Origin of the sequence: Myroides odoratus, from assembly GCF_965118575.1 — a bacterium.
Classification (GTDB): domain Bacteria; phylum Bacteroidota; class Bacteroidia; order Flavobacteriales; family Flavobacteriaceae; genus Flavobacterium; species Flavobacterium odoratum_B.
In genome coordinates this window covers 21,001-41,089 of the sequence record NZ_CBCPHW010000011.1, presented here as the reverse complement: position 1 = coordinate 41,089, position 20,089 = coordinate 21,001, and the positions used below count along the sequence as shown (strand labels likewise).

The 20,089-nt window shown below is 31.3% G+C and carries 25 protein-coding genes; 6 read left to right on the top strand and 19 right to left on the bottom strand.

Annotation, left to right across the window (positions count from 1 at the left end):
• Positions 1 to 29 precede the first annotated feature (29 nt).
• The 4 genes from ACMHJ2_RS10630 to ACMHJ2_RS10615 form a co-directional block, all read right to left on the bottom strand.
• Positions 30 to 674 (bottom strand): response regulator transcription factor, encoded by a 645-nt coding sequence (locus ACMHJ2_RS10630; protein WP_341276832.1) that lies wholly within the window; start codon positions 672 to 674, stop codon positions 30 to 32.
• Positions 664 to 1,434 carry a sensor histidine kinase gene (locus ACMHJ2_RS10625; RefSeq protein ID WP_413512850.1) on the bottom strand — a complete coding sequence of 257 codons (771 nt, stop codon included), beginning with the start codon at positions 1,432 to 1,434 and terminating at the stop codon, positions 664 to 666. The genes ACMHJ2_RS10630 and ACMHJ2_RS10625 overlap by 11 nt, the downstream gene beginning before the upstream one ends.
• Positions 1,419 to 1,682, bottom strand: coding sequence for a hypothetical protein (locus ACMHJ2_RS10620; RefSeq protein ID WP_413512849.1), 264 nt, complete (start codon positions 1,680 to 1,682; stop codon positions 1,419 to 1,421). The genes ACMHJ2_RS10625 and ACMHJ2_RS10620 overlap by 16 nt, the downstream gene beginning before the upstream one ends.
• A 365-nt stretch (positions 1,683 to 2,047) precedes the next feature.
• The gene (locus ACMHJ2_RS10615) at positions 2,048 to 2,371 is read right to left on the bottom strand and encodes a hypothetical protein (protein WP_286382828.1); all 324 of its coding nucleotides are present in this window, start codon (positions 2,369 to 2,371) and stop codon (positions 2,048 to 2,050) included.
• A gap of 197 nt (positions 2,372 to 2,568) precedes the next feature.
• Between ACMHJ2_RS10615 and ACMHJ2_RS10610 the strand changes: the two genes are divergently transcribed.
• The 5 genes from ACMHJ2_RS10610 to ACMHJ2_RS10590 all read left to right on the top strand — a co-directional run bounded on the left by ACMHJ2_RS10610 (position 2,569) and on the right by ACMHJ2_RS10590 (position 7,939).
• Positions 2,569 to 3,405: an RteC domain-containing protein gene (locus tag ACMHJ2_RS10610; protein ID WP_286382826.1), complete on the top strand. Its 837-nt coding sequence runs from the start codon at positions 2,569 to 2,571 to the stop codon at positions 3,403 to 3,405.
• 53 nt (positions 3,406 to 3,458) lie between these two features.
• Entirely contained in the window at positions 3,459 to 4,025 is a 567-nt protein-coding gene (locus ACMHJ2_RS10605) for a Crp/Fnr family transcriptional regulator (protein WP_286382824.1), read from the top strand.
• 91 nt (positions 4,026 to 4,116) lie between these two features.
• The gene (locus ACMHJ2_RS10600) at positions 4,117 to 4,506 is read left to right on the top strand and encodes a RidA family protein (RefSeq protein ID WP_286382822.1); all 390 of its coding nucleotides are present in this window, start codon (positions 4,117 to 4,119) and stop codon (positions 4,504 to 4,506) included.
• Positions 4,507 to 4,797: 291 nt separating this feature from the next.
• A complete protein-coding gene (gene chrA, locus ACMHJ2_RS10595) occupies positions 4,798 to 5,922 on the top strand; it encodes a chromate efflux transporter (RefSeq protein WP_286397249.1) in 1,125 nt (374 codons plus the stop codon).
• 487 nt (positions 5,923 to 6,409) lie between these two features.
• Positions 6,410 to 7,939, top strand: a complete 1,530-nt coding sequence (locus tag ACMHJ2_RS10590) for a SulP family inorganic anion transporter (RefSeq protein ID WP_006266575.1) — start codon at positions 6,410 to 6,412, stop codon at positions 7,937 to 7,939.
• Between the two features lie 254 nt (positions 7,940 to 8,193).
• Here the strand turns inward: ACMHJ2_RS10590 and arsA are convergent, their stop codons facing one another.
• The 14 genes from arsA to ACMHJ2_RS10520 all read right to left on the bottom strand — a co-directional run bounded on the left by arsA (position 8,194) and on the right by ACMHJ2_RS10520 (position 18,306).
• Entirely contained in the window at positions 8,194 to 9,924 is a 1,731-nt protein-coding gene (arsA, locus tag ACMHJ2_RS10585) for an arsenical pump-driving ATPase (protein ID WP_058699359.1), read from the bottom strand.
• 86 nt (positions 9,925 to 10,010) lie between these two features.
• Positions 10,011 to 10,343 (bottom strand): arsenite efflux transporter metallochaperone ArsD, encoded by a 333-nt coding sequence (arsD, locus tag ACMHJ2_RS10580; protein ID WP_006266573.1) that lies wholly within the window; start codon positions 10,341 to 10,343, stop codon positions 10,011 to 10,013.
• Positions 10,340 to 10,582, bottom strand: coding sequence for a thioredoxin family protein (locus ACMHJ2_RS10575; RefSeq protein ID WP_006266572.1), 243 nt, complete (start codon positions 10,580 to 10,582; stop codon positions 10,340 to 10,342). Before ACMHJ2_RS10575 ends, arsD begins: the two co-directional genes overlap by 4 nt.
• A gap of 10 nt (positions 10,583 to 10,592) precedes the next feature.
• Positions 10,593 to 11,291 carry an aromatic aminobenezylarsenical efflux permease ArsG family transporter gene (locus ACMHJ2_RS10570; protein WP_286382816.1) on the bottom strand — a complete coding sequence of 233 codons (699 nt, stop codon included), beginning with the start codon at positions 11,289 to 11,291 and terminating at the stop codon, positions 10,593 to 10,595.
• Between the two features lie 6 nt (positions 11,292 to 11,297).
• Positions 11,298 to 11,759: a nitrophenyl compound nitroreductase subunit ArsF family protein gene (locus ACMHJ2_RS10565; RefSeq protein ID WP_286382814.1), complete on the bottom strand. Its 462-nt coding sequence runs from the start codon at positions 11,757 to 11,759 to the stop codon at positions 11,298 to 11,300.
• Between the two features lie 92 nt (positions 11,760 to 11,851).
• Entirely contained in the window at positions 11,852 to 12,172 is a 321-nt protein-coding gene (locus ACMHJ2_RS10560; protein WP_058699355.1) for an ArsR/SmtB family transcription factor, read from the bottom strand.
• Between the two features lie 63 nt (positions 12,173 to 12,235).
• Positions 12,236 to 13,324 (bottom strand): ArsO family NAD(P)H-dependent flavin-containing monooxygenase, encoded by a 1,089-nt coding sequence (locus ACMHJ2_RS10555; RefSeq protein ID WP_058699354.1) that lies wholly within the window; start codon positions 13,322 to 13,324, stop codon positions 12,236 to 12,238.
• A gap of 12 nt (positions 13,325 to 13,336) precedes the next feature.
• A complete protein-coding gene (gene arsB, locus ACMHJ2_RS10550; RefSeq protein ID WP_286382812.1) occupies positions 13,337 to 14,371 on the bottom strand; it encodes an ACR3 family arsenite efflux transporter in 1,035 nt (344 codons plus the stop codon).
• A gap of 3 nt (positions 14,372 to 14,374) precedes the next feature.
• Positions 14,375 to 14,989, bottom strand: a complete 615-nt coding sequence (locus tag ACMHJ2_RS10545) for a low molecular weight phosphatase family protein (RefSeq protein WP_286382811.1) — start codon at positions 14,987 to 14,989, stop codon at positions 14,375 to 14,377.
• 17 nt (positions 14,990 to 15,006) lie between these two features.
• Positions 15,007 to 15,459, bottom strand: coding sequence for a DUF6428 family protein (locus ACMHJ2_RS10540; protein ID WP_286382809.1), 453 nt, complete (start codon positions 15,457 to 15,459; stop codon positions 15,007 to 15,009).
• Between the two features lie 61 nt (positions 15,460 to 15,520).
• On the bottom strand, positions 15,521 to 15,850 hold the full coding sequence (locus ACMHJ2_RS10535; RefSeq protein ID WP_286382807.1) for an ArsR/SmtB family transcription factor: 330 nt from the start codon (positions 15,848 to 15,850) through the stop codon (positions 15,521 to 15,523).
• A 90-nt stretch (positions 15,851 to 15,940) separates the two neighbouring features.
• A complete protein-coding gene (tatC, locus tag ACMHJ2_RS10530) occupies positions 15,941 to 16,747 on the bottom strand; it encodes a twin-arginine translocase subunit TatC (RefSeq protein WP_286382805.1) in 807 nt (268 codons plus the stop codon).
• A gap of 32 nt (positions 16,748 to 16,779) precedes the next feature.
• Positions 16,780 to 17,598, bottom strand: a complete 819-nt coding sequence (locus tag ACMHJ2_RS10525) for an alpha/beta hydrolase (protein ID WP_286382803.1) — start codon at positions 17,596 to 17,598, stop codon at positions 16,780 to 16,782.
• Positions 17,599 to 17,910: 312 nt separating this feature from the next.
• Complete coding sequence (locus tag ACMHJ2_RS10520) at positions 17,911 to 18,306, bottom strand: hypothetical protein (RefSeq protein WP_286382801.1); 396 nt, start codon at positions 18,304 to 18,306, stop codon at positions 17,911 to 17,913.
• 234 nt (positions 18,307 to 18,540) lie between these two features.
• Here ACMHJ2_RS10520 and ACMHJ2_RS10515 point away from each other — a divergent pair, with 234 nt between their 5' ends.
• Positions 18,541 to 19,446, top strand: a complete 906-nt coding sequence (locus tag ACMHJ2_RS10515) for a hypothetical protein (RefSeq protein WP_413512848.1) — start codon at positions 18,541 to 18,543, stop codon at positions 19,444 to 19,446.
• 7 nt (positions 19,447 to 19,453) lie between these two features.
• Here the strand turns inward: ACMHJ2_RS10515 and ACMHJ2_RS10510 are convergent, their stop codons facing one another.
• The gene (locus ACMHJ2_RS10510) at positions 19,454 to 20,089 is read right to left on the bottom strand and encodes a response regulator (RefSeq protein ID WP_006266543.1); all 636 of its coding nucleotides are present in this window, start codon (positions 20,087 to 20,089) and stop codon (positions 19,454 to 19,456) included.

Sequence of the window (20,089 nt, the reverse complement as noted above, 5' to 3'; positions counted from 1 at the left end):
GTTTTTACGTATTGATAGTAGATACACTACTAAAACAAATCATCCTCAGTAATATAGTGTCTAGTGATGGCAAAGATGATTACACCAATGAAATTACTTGCACCTGTCTTTTGCATGAGTATTTCCTTATGTTTTTCGATAGTACGAATACTAACGTTTAACTTTTTTGCAATCTCTCTACCACTGTATTGATTGGCAAATAGTCTAATAATCTCTACTTCTTTATCTGTGATAGTAACATCTTTGGTCTGCTGTTGAGTCTGTAAATGTTTTACTAGTTCTCTGATTTGTTTATCATAATATACACCTCCGTTAAAAACAGAATGTATCGCTTTTTCTAACTGAGCAATCTCAATATTCTTAGTTAAATACCCTGATATATTATACCTAAGCATCCTTTCAATACTATAGGAATCATTAAAGCTACTAAGTATAAGAACTCTTAAATCAGGATATTTTTCATTTAATCGATGCGCAATTTGGAAACCATCCATAACAGGCATCTGAATATCTAAAAATAAAATATCTACCTTTTTAGACTTCAGGGATTCAAATAATTCAATGCCATTGGCGCATTGAAAAACTACTTCTATGCCCTCTACTTGAGAAAGAAGAAAAGAAAAGCTTTTTCTAAAAAGCTTATGATCGTCTATTATACCTATTTTAATTATCATCTTGCCTTTTTATTTTTAATTGAATACTATTATTACAATCATTAGATTGATTAATAAACTCAGCCTTTATTTGCTGTATCCTTGTCTTAATATTACTTAGTCCTAAACCTACATCTTGTCTTTTTAAATCAGCATTAAAATCATATTTTATTCCATCGTCTTTGATTGATAATATCATGTGCTGCGGATGCCATTTCAAAGAAACCTCTGCATAAGTAGCCTGACTGTGTTTTATAATATTCTGTATCAACTCTTGCACGATTCGATAAATCTCTAATCGCTCAAGTTCACTAAGATTAAACGTCTGATTATCCGAGGTAAAAGTTATATCTATAGAAGTAACTCTAGATATTCTAACTAAATAACTACTTAGGATTAAGTTAATTGGATTATCCTTGATAAGTGGTGGTGATAGATTATAACTAATTCTCAATACCTCGTCATAACATTGAGAAACACTTTCTTGAATATCTATAATAGTTGTAGCAACCAAATCCTTATCTTTTATTAATTTAAGAACACTAACAAAGTTTTTCAAAGTAGCTAAATCACCACAAAGTCCATCGTGTAATTCTTTAGCAATTCTAGCTCTTTCCTTATGCTCTACTAATAAATTTGTTCGGAGCTGTTCGGCAAGCTGTTCATTGCGGTATTTATTTAAATTCTTCTGATAGATGATAACTAAAATTACCACCATCATACAAAGTGAGATCATAATAAAGGTTCCCAGCCAAAAAAGTATTTTTAATTCATTTTCCATACGCCTATAGATAATAAAATTCTTAAAATTAAACTGGCAATAATATTGACAAGCCAATAATCGTAAAAAAACAATTCACTCTTATACAAATAATTAGATAATACGAACAAAGAAATTGTTGTACTATAATAGAAGAAAAGTCCCATAACAATAAAAAAAGTACTTTCTTGATATAATCGCATAATTAGCTTTTGATCAAATACTTGCTTCACCCAAAGAAAGCTACAACTAATAACAAATAAAGTCATATAGGATTTATTTAAACTCTTCGACACTAGAATCATTTCATTATTTAAATAGATAAATGATAAAATGTAAACTACTAGAAAAAGACCTAAGCCAATTATAAAAAACCACCTAGGTCTCTGCGTAATTAAATTCTTAAAGAGATAAAATACAGCCAGGAATTCAAACAAGGAGTGTATCTGATACCAATGCGTCACTTTCATCTGAAGTTGAATAATTACAACATATTCATAGATAGACGAAAATGCAATTAATGTTATAATTGGTATAATGGCTTTATTACATACAATATCCTTTCTCATAACAAGAAAAAGTAGCATTGGAATCCCTCCTGCAATTAAGGCTATATATAATATCAGGCTGTATATCACTCTATTTTTCTAACTAATTGACTTTTCTTTGGACATAAATGCGGACAAGTCACTAATTCATCAAGCATGATTCCACTAGTTAAATCTTCTCCACTTTCATCAACTCCAACTAAAACAACATTACTTTGATTTGTTTTCACATTTAGACCAGGATAAACACGTAATCCTACACATCCTTTTTGCTCTAATAACTCATCTAACTTATCAAGTCCAACAAAATAACTATTCGGTTTTTCACTGTTTTGTTCTTGATATGAATACGTCAGCTCAACTGCCTTTTCAAGGCTAATTACCGTGCCTGAATTTTTGTTAATTTCCATAAAACTAAACATTTAAAAGTTAATAATGTAAATGTTTATAATTTTCAAATAATAAACAATACGTGTTTTCCGCATATTTACCGTGTTTTTACGTATTGATTTTAAAAGTAGCATTGCTTTATTTTAATAGGGCAATAAAATCAGAAAAAAAGCAGGGTTAAACGTGTCAATAATTAACCAATCAAAACTCAATAATTATGACACAAAATGCTCTTTACACAAGTGTATTCAAAACAATTGAATCAAAGGAAATTGAACTAAACTTACTTGACTCAACTTCTATTTCAAAGGCTTATGAAATGATTCAATTTTTAAGATTACTACTTATAAATCTAAAACAAGAAATACTTCAAGTGGGGTTCAAAAATCAAATAGACGAAATTGATTTTTTTAAAGTAATTAAGCCTCAAGTCTTAGGTAAACTAATCTTTTACAACAAACTCTATTCTATAGAAACAAGTTGCCCAATAGATATTGTTGTTAAGAATAAATACTATCATAAACATCTGGAAGAATTAAACCTTGAGTATAAGAAGTATTTTGCTCACAATGAATTTTATAAATACTATAATGCAAATAGAACAGATAAAGACATCGAGTACTTTACCCTTGGTAAAACAGATTTACTCATCGGTATAAACAGTTTTATCTTTGAAATAGATGCTCTTTTCTCCACCTATTATGATTATAAAATAGCTCGTATAATAGCTCATGACTTACTTCAGAATTATCTTCATGAGAAAATACAAGAATATGATATTGGCAACAATTCAATATCTTCATCTAACTTAGTATGGTCAGAGTCTCAAAACGCTCTTATAGAACTTATCTACGCACTTTATCTATCAGGGTCAATTAACAATGGGAAAGGGGAAATACGGAAGATAGCGGTGTTGTTTCAGCAGGTATTTGGTATAAAGCTCTTGGATATACATCATGCTTTTCATAGAATGAAAACAAGAGCTAAATCCAAAACGTGTTATTTAGATAAATTAAAGGAAGTATTAGAGGAGTATATGGATAAAGAGAGTTGAAATTAATATCTTTAATACTTTCCTTTGTAACTTATAATACTTAGTAAATCACAATGAATAATCTCCTTAGGACACAAATAGAGCAAGTAATTTCCCTTACAGACAAGGAGTTTGATTTTATCTTGTCTTATTTTGTGTTTAAAAAATATAAGAAACATCAATTTTTAATTCAAGAAGGAGAACCTGTCCCCTATCTGTTCTTTATTGATACAGGTCTATTAAAACTTGTTTTTACTGACAATAATGCTAAAGAGCATATTGTAGACTTTGCAATGGAAGGTTGGTGGGAAACGGATCTAAAAGCATTCTACAGCCAATCTCTAGCAAGCATGAGTTTAGAATGTATTGAAGATACGCTTGTCTATGCTTTAGATTTAGATGGATATAATAAACTAAGAAAAGAACTTCCTGTAATAAATGAATTCTTTTTAGATAAAGCGCACAAGGGATTTATTGCAGGGCAGCAGCGTATTTTATCCATGATGAAAAACAATACTACAGAGCGGTTCTTTGAACTCCAAGAACGCTTTCCTGGTATTATGCAGCGCGTTCTAAAATCTCTATTAGCTGCTTATCTTGGAGTTTCTAGAGAAACACTAAGCCGATTAGATTTAAAGTGATCTACCTCACTTTTTATTTGTGATATAGCTCAACTGCTGATTTAAGTGTTTAGTTGCAAATTTGCGCTATAACTTAAAATAAGAATGCAAGATGATAAAAATAGCTATTAATCCTTGGCAATGGCAATCTCAGCGCAACTACGCTCAAGCAATAGAAGTAAAAAATGCTCAAAGTACATTATACTGCTCTGGTCAAGTAGCCATTGACACTAATGGAGTTTCAAGTAATGCTGATATGAAAACTCAGCTTCTACTCTCTATTAAAAACTTAGAAAAGGTAATTAAAACAGCAAATTACTCCCTTGAAGGCATTGTTAGATTAAATATCTATACTACTTCTACCACTGAGCTTATGCAACACTTTCCTATTTTACAAGTGTGGCTTGTTAAGCATAAAATCGAACAAGCAACAACAGTACTTGAGGTAAAAGGATTATTTGAAAATCTAACAGTAGAACTTGAAGCTACAGTTGTAAAATAATGCATAAAAGCAACAACTAAATACCTAACAATAGGAAATTTTGTATCCTACTGTTAGGTATTTAATTACAACAGTTTGGTAAATTACAGGATAAAATCTATTTGATAATATTTTGGATGTACAGCAAGATTAAGAATAGTGAAAAAGGTGCTTAGCTTTAGGGTTAAGCACCTTTTAATTTACATTTAGGTAACCTTTGAATATTGAATTATCATTAGCTTTACACTTGTTCAGATAACGCAATAACTTTGAACACATCTATTGCAGTAAAAACTAAAATTAAGAAGCAATATGCCAAAAAAAGTAAGCTTAAAAGAAATAGCCAAAGTCTTTACAAAATTAGGGATTATTGGTTTTGGAGGCCCTGCAGCTCATATTGCGATGATGAGAGAGGAAGTAGTTGTAAAAAGAAAATGGATGGATGAACAACACTTTTTAGATCTGCTTGGTGCTACTAATTTAATTCCTGGTCCTAACAGTACAGAAATGGCCATTCACATTGGCTATGACAAAGCAGGTTGGAAAGGTCTTATAATTGCCGGGCTATGTTTTATTCTTCCCGCTGTTTTTCTAACGGGTGTATTGGCTTATTTTTATAAAAATTATGGAGAATTACCACAAGTTCAACCATTTATCTATGGAATTAAACCTGCCATTATTGCTATTATCCTTGGAGCTGTATTTCCACTAGCCAGAAAATCAATTAAATCCTTATTCTTAGCCTTTATAGGACTTATTGTCTTAGTAGCTTCTTTATTTGGGACTAATGAGATCATTTTAATGTTTGGAGCTGGATTTTTAGCTTATGTAGTTTTTTATATTAATACTACAAAGCGAAGTACCTTACAAAGCTTGATTGCATTACCTCTCATACTTAGCATACAAAGTACGTTTTTCACTACAACCAATCGACAGTTATTTTGGATTTTTCTAAAAATAGGTGCTATACTTTATGGTAGTGGTTATGTTCTATTTGCCTTTTTAGATACAGAACTAGTACAAAAAGGATTGCTAACAAGGGAACAACTGATGGATGCTATTGCTGTAGGTCAATTCACTCCTGGACCTGTTTTCTCTTCCGTTACTTTTATTGGTTTTCAAATTAATGGTTTATCCGGAGCAATTCTTTCAACTATTGCAATTTTTTTACCATCCTTTATTCTAGTAGCCTTACTAAATCCATTGATGAAAAAACTTCGCAACTCAAAAGGATTATCTGTCTTTTTAGATGCGGTGAATGTTGCCTCTGTCGCCTTGATTATCGCTGTTTGTATAACGATGACACGAGATGTGTTGCTGAATTGGCAAACCCTTGTTATTACCCTACTTAGTGGTATACTCGTTTTTAAATTTAAAAAAGTAAATAGTGCTTTTATTGTTTTAGTAGGAGCTTTGTTGGGGTATATACTCTACTAATCAAAATAATAAATAACTTTATTAAAAATCTTATAATCATAAACTTACATAATTAAATAGCTTAATGTATATCTATTTCATCAAATACTGTTGATTAAAGTAGTTTCTCTTAAGCTATTGATGATGATTTCTACTAAAAAAAATTATTCAGTTACTTGTTTGTAAAATATTTGTTTAAATCCATTAGACACTGCCGCGATGCTATGCAGAAATATCTTGAGAATTTTCATACTATCAAATAAAAATTAAAAAAGTCTTCAGAATACAATAAAAAAGCAATAAGTTTGTAACTTATGAAAAAAACAGTAAAAATATCTTCTCAAATTACTCCGCCTTGATCTTAGGCTAATAGTTTTTTTATCCAATTATTTCCTTTGGCACTTTTGTCATGGACTTATCTTATATATACTTATAAAAGTACATATATCATATCTATTATTGCTTGTAATTAAAATTACAAAGCGTCATACTTATTTAATTTTTTTCTATGAAGCAACTAATCAATTTATTTGATTTTAGTCAACCAATCAATTACAAAAATGAGATATTGGCTGGTTTAGCGGTATCTATGACTATGATACCTGAATCCTTATCTTTTGCTATACTAGCAGGTCTATCACCATTGACAGGTTTATATGCTGCTTTTTTAATGGGACTTGTAACAGCAATATTAGGAGGAAGGCCTGGTATGGTCTCAGGAGGAGCTGGAGCAACTGTTGTAGTACTTATTGCTCTTGCAGCTAGTTATGGAACAGAATACCTCTTTGCTGCTGTTGTATTAGCAGGACTTTTACAACTACTTGTGGGAGTATTAAAACTCGGTAAATACATTCGGTTAATTCCTTCCTCTGTAATGTATGGATTTTTAAATGGATTAGCAATTATCATTTTTATGTCACAAATTGTTCAATTTAAAATTACTACAAATGGAGTTGAAAATTGGTTAGAAGGTTCAGCCTTATATCTTATGATTGGATTAACTTTACTTACAATTACAATAGTAATTTTACTTCCTAAAGTAACAAAAGTAATACCATCTTCTCTTGCAGCTATTATTGTTGTTTTTGCACTTGTTTACTTTTTTAATATTGATACTAAAAAAGTAATTGATATTGCCTCTGTAGGAGGTTCCTTACCTACTTTCCATATTCCAAATATTCCCTTTACCTTTGAAACTTTAAAAATCATATTCCCTTACTCTATTGTTATGGCAGGAGTTGGGCTTATTGAGAGTTTACTTACACTTAATATGGTTGATGAAATTACGAATACAAGAGGACATTCAAATAGAGAAGCAACTGCCCAAGGTATTGCTAATATTACGAATGGATTTTTTGGTGGTATGGGAGGTTGTGCTATGGTTGCACAATCCCTAGTAAATATAGGTGCTGGGGGAAGAACAAGACTCTCTGCTCTTGTAGGAGCATGTTCTATACTATTAATAATTTTAGTTGCAGGTCCTGTAATTGAGCAAATACCTATGGCTGCATTAGTTGGAGTAATGATGATGGTAGCCATTGGAACTTTTGAATGGGCTAGTTTTAAAATAATAAATAAAATGCCTCGCCACGATATCTTTGTTATTATCCTAGTAGCGAGTATAACAGTTATATTGCATAATTTAGCATTAGCTGTATTAATAGGAGTTATTGTTTCTGCTCTTGTTTTTGCGTGGGAAAGCGCTAAACGAATAAGAGCTAGAAAATATATCGATAAAAATGGAATAAAACATTATGAAATATATGGACCTTTATTTTTTGGTTCAACTACAATATTTCTTGAAAAATTTGATATAGAGAATGATCCTGATCAGATTATTATTGATTTCAAGGAAAGTCGAATTACAGATATGTCTGCAATAGAAACAATTAATAAACTTACTGAAAAATATGCTAAAGCTAATAAACAAGTTCATTTAAAACATTTAAGTTTATCCTGTAGAAGATTAATCAAAAATGCACAAGGAGTTGTTGATATAAGTATCCTCGATACCGATTATAAGCAATACAATTCCTAATATTTTACTAGAGCATACTATATCTCATGTATAAAAAACAAATACAAGCCAAATAGTTAAATTTAAAAGAATATAACTAAACTTTCCTTATTGAGTTTTATTTTCTGTTACACAAGGCTATAAATCCCAAAAGGTTTTGGAAACTAAATTTACTTTAACGTATAGTTTTAATTATAATCTGAGACCAACAAAAGCATCACACTTAAATTAGTATATCATTCTAATTCAGTGTGATGTTTTTAAAAAGTACTTCTTTATTCAACCTTTTCCATCCAAGGTATTACAACAAAATTACCTTTAGAAAGTTCATTGACTTTATTAATCCATTGTACTTCCGTTTTTGCTTTATCTTTTAAAAAAGTACTTGTTGTATCTGTGAGATATAAACTTGAGTTTATTACCCACCATTTATTGTGTATACCTGCTCTTGCAAGATCTTCTTGTAAGCGTTGTGCTTCAAATACAGGTGTTGTTTCTGGTAACGTAACAATAACTACTTCTGTTTCTTGTTCATTTCTTAAACGTGGTAATAAATTCTGAACAGCCTCGCTAATATCTCCTTGTGTACGCTCTACTTCTTTGTGATAACTTTGAGTTGAATCTAATAACAATAAAGTATGACCTGTTGGTGCTGTATCGATAACAATTACTTCATGATCTGCTATAGCTACAATCTCAGCAAAAGCGTTAAAAACAGCTATTTCCTGTGTACAAGGAGAGCGTAAATCTTCCTCAATATAACTTAAATCACTGTTTCCCATAGTTAGTCTTGCCTTAGCTAAAACTTTCTCCTTATAGGCTTCTAACACCTTCTTCTCATCAATATGACTAACAGTAAGCCCTTCTACCTTTGTATTTACATACTCTAAGTGATTGGCTGGATCTGTTGTACTTAGGTGAACCTTAACTCCTTTTTTAACCAGTCCTCTAGCGATTCGAGCAGCTATTGTTGTTTTCCCTACACCTCCTTTACCCATCGTGAAAACCACTTTTTTCTTAGATATAAAAAGGTCTTCTATCAATACATCAATATCTTGTAACTCGTTTTTGTCTAAGCTATTTTCAGTCAAAATTGCACTTGTATTAGAAATAAGCATATTTCTAATATTATCAATTCCAGTCATATTATACGATCTTAATGGAACATAATAGGTTGGAATATCAAGAAGCTTTTTAGTTCTATTTTCTAAAGCATTTTGCTGGCGTTTATACAACTTACTTGAAATAGAATCATTCTGATCAAAATTCTCTAGCACTCCATTGATAATTAAACGCTGAGATTGTATATCTAAATCAAGTAACTCCTTATATGAACGCTCAACTTCTTTTAATGGTGTTTCATCTGGACGACTTACCAAAAATAAAGTTGTATTATTTTTATCACTCAATGTTTTCACTGCCTGCTCATATACTACTTTACGATCACCTAATCCCGACAATTGCCCAAGACAAGAAACACCTGTTGTATTTTCATCAATAAAGGTATTCCATGCTGCTGGTAGTTGTAACATTCTAAGTGTATGTCCAGTTGGTGCTGTATCAAACACAATATGGTCATATAAATCGTGTTTCTCTTTATTTGTAATTACATCTGCAAATTCATTGAAAGCAGCAATCTCCACTGTACATGATCCTGATAGTTGCTCTTCCATATTAAATAAAACAGCCTCTGGTAACTTTCCTCGATAAGGTCCTATTATGGATTCTTTATATTCTAAAGCTGCTTGCTCTGGGTTTAAATTCAAAATAGAAAGAGTGGGAATATCTTTTAACTTAGTCACTTTATTGCTCAAAGGTATATCAAATACATCCTGCAAATTTGATGCAGGGTCTGTACTAATAAGTAATATATTTTTCCCACTGTCTGCCAAGTTTAAGGAAGTAGCACATGCTATTGATGTTTTTCCTACTCCTCCTTTACCTGTAAAGAAAATATATTTTGTAAATCCTTCATTAGAGGGATTATATAGTTTAAAATTACTCATAACTACTATTTTTTTATTCAATACAATTCCTGTTCGACATACAATTAGGTATGCCGAACTAAACTGAAATTGAAAATTGGGTTAGATTATTTTGTAACAATCAAATCAGATTCTGACACTTCAAGCCATTCTGAAATTTGCTTATTACTTGGATATGATTTGGTAAGAACAATTACTCCATTTAAGGTAGTAATAGGAAAATTATCGATAGACTCTTTTTGGATAAAGTCATTAACTACTTTAGTATCTACATAAACTTGAGGATTGTCACGTAAATTAAATCGCTCAATTAAAATGCCTTTTTTCTTTAAGCTTTCTATTACAACAGCAATACGCATTAATTCAGGATCAATATTAACCCCACAAAGCCCTGTTGGACAACATAAAGCTGGATCGTAAATCTTTACTTCATTTTTCATATCTGATGTTTTTTAATTAATTCTTTTACTTCTTCTTTTGATGGAACATACCCCTTAACAGTAACTTCTCCATTAATAACCAAAGCAGGTAAAGACATAATGTTATATTTTACAATCTCTATAATATCATCCTGCTTTGTAACTTTGATATCAGAACCTACTTCTTTTACTACAGATTCTACGGTTTCTAAAGTTACCTTACACTTGGCACAACCTGTACCTAAAACTATTATTTCCATATCTATTTTTTTATAAATTCACATATATATAATAAACACCTACAACAATAAAAACAGCAGATATAATACGTCTGAACCATATTTCAAAACTCTTCATCTTATTGTAAAAATGCCCTACATTAGATATACTGTAAGCAAGTAAAAAAGCTATGATGATTACAGGTAACCCCGTTGCTAAAGCAAAAACTGGTGCTAATAATAATCCTGAAGCACTCGCCATAATTAAAGGAATCATCACTCCAAAAAACAATACTCCACTGTAAGGACAAAACGCTAAAGCAAATAAAACACCAAGTAAAAAAGCATTGAAGTAATTCTTCTTAAAGTTCTTTTGATTTACCTTCTGACTTAGTGATCCTACTCCTGGTATATTTAATTTAATAATATCAAGCATTAAAATACCGATAAGGATTAATCCAATCCCCAAATAAACACCACTTACATTTTGCAATAGTTTTGCTATTTGAAACTTACTTGCTCCAAAATAGAAAATAACACCTAATACAGTATAAGTAAATGCACGACCTAAGGTGTAAAACAGTCCATTAAATAATACTTTACGCTTAACTGTAATATCTTTACTTAAATAAGCTGTGGCTGTGATATTAGTCGCCAAAGGACAAGGACTAATAGCTGTCATCAGTCCCAACAAAAACGCAGTTACTATTGGAATATCAGAACTGTCTACTAATTGTTGTAGTAATTCCATCTAACATTAAAGTTTTTTATTAACTTGTTCAACTATAAGCTCTTCTAATACCTTTGGTGTTGTTAGTGCTGTTGCAAAAGCATCTTCTGTTAGATTAATTGAATCATCGCCCTTTGCAATAATAAGTGCATTCCAAGTCACCTCATATTTCTCTACTAAATCACTATACTGCTTTTCACTTGTATCTACTTCAATAAACTTCACTAACTCATTACTAGCAAAAGCTCCTTCTACAGTTTTCTTCGTTAAGTCTCCAACTGCTAAACAAGTTTTACAACGTTGTTTTCCATGGAAATAATAAACATAAACCATTGTATTATCCGATTTTTCTTGTATAGTCTGTTCTTGATCTAATGCTTCTATACTCGACTCGACTAACGCATCTTGTTCTTGTGTGTTTTTCTTGTCTGAACATGAACTAGTAACTAAAGCCGACATACAGATAAGGCTTAAAAAAGTTGTTTTCATAAGTAATAATTTTGATGTTATTTAAATCTTTAGTTTCACTAAATGTTAATGTTCGTAATTCGTAAAACTACGAACATTGAAGGCAAATTTTTTTATGAGCACTCAGAAGGCTTTTTAATATCTTCAAAAAACTCATTTAATAGTTGCTTAGCAATTTGCCAATTCTCTTTATTAATACAATACTTTACTGTAGGTAAATTAATCGTTCCTTGAATCAAGCCAGCCTCTCTTAATTCTTTTAAATGTTGAGACAATGTACTTTTTGCTACAGGTAATACCTCTGACATATCTCCATGAAAACAACATTCCTGAGAAGCAAGCATCTCTAAAATAGCTACTCGTATAGGATGAGATAAAGCCTTCGTTATTCTTGCTATCTCTACTTGTTTTTCTGTTAAGTCTCTTTTCAACATACCCTTATCCTTTATCAAATTAATCTGTTCGTAAATATACGAACAATTTATCTAAAGTTGTTCTTACAACTTTAAAAAATCTACAACTTCTTCCACTGTACTCCTAGCAGACCTACCAACTCCAATCAATGTTGCAGAAGCAAAACCAGTCCAATCACCATACCCTACAAGCCACAAACCATTAATTCCTTCAACTTTGCTGTTACCATTGGTATTCACTCTGCCATCTGGTTGAAGTATCCCCAAAGGTTCTAAATGTTTTAATGCAGGTTTAAATCCTGTGCACCAAATAACAACATCAAAATTTTCTTCTTCTCCACTTTTCCAGACAACACTAGTTTCTGTAAAACGTTCAATCTCTCCTTTGCTATTTAAAACACCTCTAGCTCTAGCATCCACAACAGGGGGAACCATAACAATACTTCTTACATTATATTTTGCTTGTACCTGATCATTGCCCGCCTTTTGCTCATTATATTTTTGCGTTGCCACATCGAAAAGAACTCTACCATCCACATCGTCAGGCAAAAAAGCTGGTACTCCTATTGTTGACCAAGTAACAGCCGTATACTTTGAAACTTCTGCTAATATTTGAGCTCCAGAATTACCTCCACCAATCACCAATACTTTTTTTCCTATAAAATCTAAAGCATTTTTATAATAGGCAGAATGTAATTGTTCATTTCTAAACTGATTTAAACCTTTAAAGACAGGAACAAAAGGACTCGCCCATGTTCCTGTAGCAGATATTACTGTTTTTGCTTTAAAATCGCCAATCGAAGTTTTTAAAGTAAATCCTCCCTCCTGTTTTAAAACTGCTATAACCTGAACAGATCTTTTTACAGGGAGTTCATATTTAGACTGATAATCATCCATGTAGGAAATAACCTCGTCTCGAACAGGGTAATAGTTTTCTGATTTAGGAAACATAAAGCCTGGTAAAGAGCTAAACTCAGCAGGAGAAAACAAAGACAATGAATCCCATCCGTGAATCCAAGCTCCTCCTGGTTGAGCTTGCTGGTCTAAAATCAAATACTTTATTTGTGTTCTTCTTAAATAAAACCCACAAGCCAAAGCACTTTGACCCCCACCAATAAGGATTAAATCATACTCATTTTGATCAACTTTATTATCATTTACAAAACTTTCCATAAAGGCTATATTTTACTTTGAATAATACTTCTTTTTCATCCATAAACTTACTCGTACAAGTAGAATCAGTACAGGAACTTCAACTAAAGGTCCGATAACTCCTACAAAAGCTTGAGGAGAATGTATCCCAAATACAGCAATTGCAACAGCAATCGCTAATTCAAAATTATTACCTGAGGCAGTAAAAGAAATAGCAGCATTTTTATCATAATCCACATTCATTGACTTGTTTAAAAAGAAACTAACAAAGAACATCAATACAAAATAGATAACAAGTGGAATAGCAACCTTAACTACCTGCATAGGTAACTGAACAATTTGTTCTCCTTTTAAGCTAAACATAAGCACAATGGTAAACAGTAAAGCATATAAAGTAAAGGGTGATATAAAAGGGATAAACTTACGCTTAAACCAATCTTCTCCTTTTAGTTTAATTAGGTACTTATGACTTAAAAAACCTGCCAAAAATGGAATTCCTAAATAAATAAGCACACTTTGTACAACATCGCTCATCTTAATTGAAATAGCATAATCGGCAAACCCAAAATAAGAAGGTAATACATTGATAAAAAGCCAAACAAAAAAGCTATAAAACAGTACTTGAAAAACACTATTTAATGCAATCAGTAAGGCTGCATATTCTCTATTACCCTTTGCTAAATCATTCCATACAATCACCATTGCAATACATCTTGCTAAACCAATAAGGATTAATCCTACCATATAGTCAGGTTCATCACGCATGAAAATAATAGCAAGAACAAACATTAAAACAGGTCCTACAATCCAGTTTAAGAAAAGAGATAAGCTTAAGACTTTCTTATCCTTAAAAGCCAGTGGTAATAGATTATAATCAACCTTAGCCAGTGGCGGGTACATCATGATGATTAGCCCTATGGCCAACGGAATATTGGTCGTCCCAATAGATAGTTTATCCATCACATTAGAAACACTTGGAAATACATTTCCTAAGAGAACACCAATCCCCATTGCCAAGAAAATCCAAAGGGTTAAGTATCGATCTAAAAATTTCATTCTAACTTGCATGACTTATTTTTTAATTTGTGACACGATGTAAAACATTTCACTTGCAATTTCAAGGCTTCGATTAAAATATCCTTCTTGTTGGTTCTCTGTTCCATCAAACTCTTTTGGATCCTCGAATGTAATAGGTATTCTTCGCTCAGCACCTGCTATAAAAGGACAACCTCCATCAGCCTGTGAACAAGTCATTACAGCTGCAAAATCGCTACTTGGATTAAAAACTGCATCGTACTTCTTAGAAAAACCAATAATAGGAACTTCATTATCGCCATACTTTATCGCATAAATAGGATTCTCTCCTTCTGCAATTTTAAATACGTTAAATCCTTGTTCTTTCAGAACGGTAGCAACCATTGGATACATCGCTGTTTGCTCAGTTCCGCCAGAATAACAACTAACTTTGGGAATTGCATAATAACTTGCTGCTACTTGCATCCAAATCTGAGCTAAATGACTTCTTCTTGAATTATGTGTACATATAAAATTGATTCGAATTGGAGATTTTGAACCAACCTTAGATTGAATATAAGTCACCAAGGGAGCCAAAACTTCTTTTCTACTATCACTTATCACTTGTGATTCAAGCATAGTGCAAATTGTAGTTGATAATGTTTTATACATCTTTTACTTTTTTAAGATTAACAACATCCAGAGTTAGGATCACAACAATTAGTTTGGGTTACCTGATTACTTGGTGTAATTCCACAAGCATCTTCAGCCAAACAAGCAGTCAACGTATTTTTTAAAAGAAAGTGAGTTCCATTAAATGCTAAGAAATACTTTCCTATTGTTTCTTTACCTTGAACTTCTACTTCAATCTCCGCATCAACAATACCTAATTTTGTTTCTGACAACCTGATAATATTTAATAATTTACCTGCTTTTAAACGGTGCTGATAATCATCTGCATTCCACAATTGGAAGCTTACCTTAACCTCTTCTCTTATTGTCCCTCCACAGTCAATAAACTTTTTTGTTACTTGACCTACTTCTGTTACATGGAAGTGTTCTGCTACAAACGTTCCATCTTCAAATTGAAAATCTACTCGATCTAAATTTGCTAAAACCGCTTTTACTTCTGATAATTTCATATTTTAACTGTTTTAAATTACTTTAATATCGCAATATTACGATTGGTTTAATTAAAAAATATTAACAGCAATCCTTTGATTGTATATTTTGAGCGAAGAAGAATTCAAACTCCTTGAAGAATTCATTCCAAACTACGTCGTCAATACAATAACAAACGGATTTACCATCAATTGTTCCTTTTATAAGTCCACTATTCTTAAGCTCTTTTAAGTGTTGTGAAATAGTCGCTTGAGCCAATCCAAGTTCTTCTACCAAATCATTGCAAATACAAGCATCTTGATTGATAATATACTGAAGAATGGCAAGTCTTGCTGGATGCCCTAAAACCTTAAACATAAGCGATAACCTATTCTTTTTATCACTAAATAATTCTGATTTTGTTACTCCCATTGTTTTACACTTAATTATATATCGCAATATTACGATGAATATTTAAACTATGCAAATTTAATTATTATTTATAGCAAATACGATAATATATTATTCTGTAATGTGATTAGACTTCATAAACTTTGAAAAGAAAATACTCACTTCATACAATAAAACTAATGGTATAACCAAAATAACTTGACTCAATACATCTGGAGGTGTAATAATTGCTGATGCAACTAAAATCAAAACATAAGCATATCTGCGGTAACCTTTGAGTGTATCTGTTGATAAAATTCCCATCTTGTATAATACTAGAATGACAACTGGCAAAACAAACACAATACCTGATGCTAGTATGGTGGTTCTAACAAGAGAAATATATGAGGTAAGATCGATTTGATTGGCAACAATACTACTAATCTCTATATTCATAAAAAAATGAATAGATAAAGGAACTATAATAAAATATCCAAACAAGACACCTATAAAAAATAAAAGACTTGTGATTGTTACAAATACAATACTGTATCTTGTCTTACTATTATATAATTTAGGGTGTACAAGTTTCCAAATTTGATACAAAATCCAAGGAAATGAAGCTATTAGTCCAAAGGTAAAACTAGTCCAAATCATAATCATTAACTGACCATCCATTTTTCGATTTTGAATATCAAAATCAATCCCTTCCATATACAATGATGAACTCAAATTAAAAAAATCTATCAAAGAACGATGCCAAATATAAATAGGAAAATTAGGGTTCTTAGGAGCAAATAATATTTGCTCAAAAATAAAGTTAGTATATAAAAACGCTATGCTACTACATAAAACAATTCCAATAAAACACTTGATTAAAAAACTTCTTAAAAGTCCAACAAAATTTAAAAATGTCTTTTTCTTAATACCTCTATCCATATCTTATTATAAAATGCTAAACTACTGCTATTTTAATTATTTAATATCCAAATTAGGGCTTGTTTTTTAGTTGCTCTAAATATAGTTGTATGTCCTTCATTTGGCTCATCTACATAGTGCCACACTAAATTTTTATTTTCATTTTCTGCTAAAATAGTAGCTAACTTATTTGTATAGGGAGAAATATCAGCAGCATTCGATCCTGCAAACCAAAGCTTTCTTTTTACCGCACTATTTTGATCTAAACTAGCTTTTGCGGTTCTAACTAAATAATGATTATTCCACCATAATGAAGGGTCAAAGGCGATATAGTTTGCAAACATGGCGGGTTCAACAAAAAAGGTTTCCATCACAAACAAACCTGAAGCAGATTCTCCTAATATCGTTTTTTCTTCTTTGGTTCTATATCTTTTATCGATTTCCTTAAATAACTCTTCTTTAATAAAGGCTCTAAACTGATTAGAACCTCCTACCTCGGGTGCAATTTCTTTATCTTTTGCAACAGTTGTAAATCCTGTCAAATCTCTTCTTCTTTGTGTATTTTCAATTCCTACTAAGATTACAGCAGGAATTTTTTGCTCATTTATAAGCTCTTCTATGGTAGTAGCGATATGAGAAAAATCCTCTTCTATTCCTCCATCAGCCATATAGATTACAGGCAAAGAATCCTGAGTACTCTCATAATTTTTTGGTGTCCATACATTAATAGTTCTTTCTTCTTTTAATTGATTTGATTCTAGTTTAAAAGTATCATGTTTAGGCACTACATCCTGAATTATACTCTTATTACCACAACTTGCTAATAAAATGGTATAGCATAAACTTAACAAAAACATAATTTTAAATTTCATTTTAGCGTATTTTTTTGATTCACAAAACTATTTCAATAAAAAACAGTAATTGATACTATTAATCTATTAATTTTACTATTTTGAATATGAGAAATCTCAATCTTTATTTTTACTACTGTAATTCTAAATTAGATAAAAATAATTTTATTCAATATTAGAGATTTACAGCATTAAACTAGTTCTCCTTATTTACTAGTTGTCTTTAAAAGGAGAAAGTCTTTTTGGGCTTTCCCTTTTTTACGACTATTGATATTAACTAAATCAAAAATTAAAAGTCAGACTAAAAATTTTATACAAAGAATCCTTATATTCTTATAACTTGCTTTCTAAATACTCTCTAATCACTAAATCAGTAAAGAAACCACTATGATGTCCTCCCCAACAAGCTGTCAAAGTAAAAGTTTTTCCTGTAAGGTCTAATTTTTTATTTTCTTCAGCTCCTTCGTTTACAATACAGTTTACTTCAATCTTATCAATTGACTCTTGTACTGCTTCTTTTCCAAAATTGTCTTTACAAACTTCTTTCATTGCATCCATTAAGCGTTGTAAACATACACTTGGTACAAACTTAATATGTTCTAATTCAAAAGTATCCCAATTAATTTGAATAGGTAATTCTTTACCTACAATTGCGTTCAATTCTTTTTGATATTCAGTTACATATTGCTCCTCTATAGCTGTATAAGCTCTTTTTTCTTGTAATCCCATGATTTATATTATTACTATTATTAACATTTCAAAGGTCTTATCTTTGCTATTGGTTTCATAGACCTAAATTCGGTAATTGCGCTTATCACGGAATTCCGTGATATGAAAATTTCCAAAAGTATCTTACCTTGTATTCAAACTTTACAAAAAATGCTAAAAACACTTTTAATAATTGGGTTTTGTTTTCTATCACTAACACTAGCTGTAAATAATCTATCTCTCATTATGGGAGGTATGAGAAAGAAAAAAGCAAATCGTTTAATACAAGAATATCTTGAACATGAATTCAAGGGGCAATTAAAAGCAGTTGAAATTAGACGCTTTTTTAATGCCTCTAATATGAATCCCAATATGTTTTCGGTTATTATCTACGATCATCAATTAGCACAAGTAAGATGGGTTTTATTCTTTGACGCCAAGATTTTAAAAAATGAAAACAGAATTGAACAAGGTGTTTCCTATGCTAAACCAGTAAAAGAACAATACCAAGATGCCTTAGCTGACTACTATACCAAAGAAGATATAAAACTAAAAATGATTGATTTAGATTGTCGTATTGACATTAGTTATGATTCATTAACCATGACATATCTTTTTAACCCAAATCCCAATGAGCTGAAAACGAAAACTAAAAAACTCTTATACTTACTAAATCAACAAAAGGACGCACTAAAAATCAATAGTATTTTCACAATTACTATCCATCTTCCAACCTATAATGAGGATATTTTTATGATTGTTATACATAGCATAGAGGACTCATGGCAGGTCAAAGAATGCTTACTAAAACAAGAAACTAATTATTTCAAAACTTTACAAGAAAAATTGCTGCCGAAGCGTATGGATTATTTAGCGGGATTAGACCACCTCTACAGTTCCCATGATTTTTCTTTATTATATGTAGATACAGCTTGTTTCACTAAAGGTGTGTGGGTGCATCTGTTAATCGATACAAAAGAAGTAGAACAAGAAAAAAACAACTATCACAAGACTCCTGTAACAGCTGCTTTATTAGAAACGATTAGTCTTACCAACAAAGTAGTCACTCATCGAGAAATCGTACCGATTACTGAACCAAATTCATTTATTTCTATTTTAGAAGAGATTAAACCGCTATTAGCAATAAAGTATACCTTTTAATTATTCACTAATCAAATAGTCCTGATTCAATAGCAAACTTTACCGCTCCTGTAGTTGTCTTAGACCCTGTTTTCAACAAGATATTCTTGCGATGTGTCTCCACCGTATTAACTGATATAAACAGTTTCTCAGAAATTTCTTTAGAAGTCATTTCTTCTGATAAAAGTGCTAGAACTTCTTTCTCCCGTTGAGTCAATTCAATATCTTGATACTTCTTTTTATCAAATACACTTTCCATATAGCGCTGTTTAATAACTTCTGAGAAATATTGCTTGTCATTGATTAATTCCCTTACAGCAACTTGTAACTCCTGCTTATTTGTAAATTTAGGTACAAAACCATCTGCTCCTTTTTGGATTACCTTATGAACAACGCGAGGATTATCAAGCATACTCAAAATTAGAACCTTGACATCTGATTGATTACTCTTTACCCTAGTTAATAACTCTACTCCATCCATCTTGGGCATATTCAAATCGGTAATGACTAGTTGTATGTCAAATTGCTCTAATAAACGTAATACTTGTGTTCCTTCTGTTGCTAAATGCACTTGTTTTACTTCCTCCATATCAAGTAATATAGTGTTTAACCCCTCTAAGAACATCAAATGATCATCTGCTATGATTATATTTACTCTACTCAT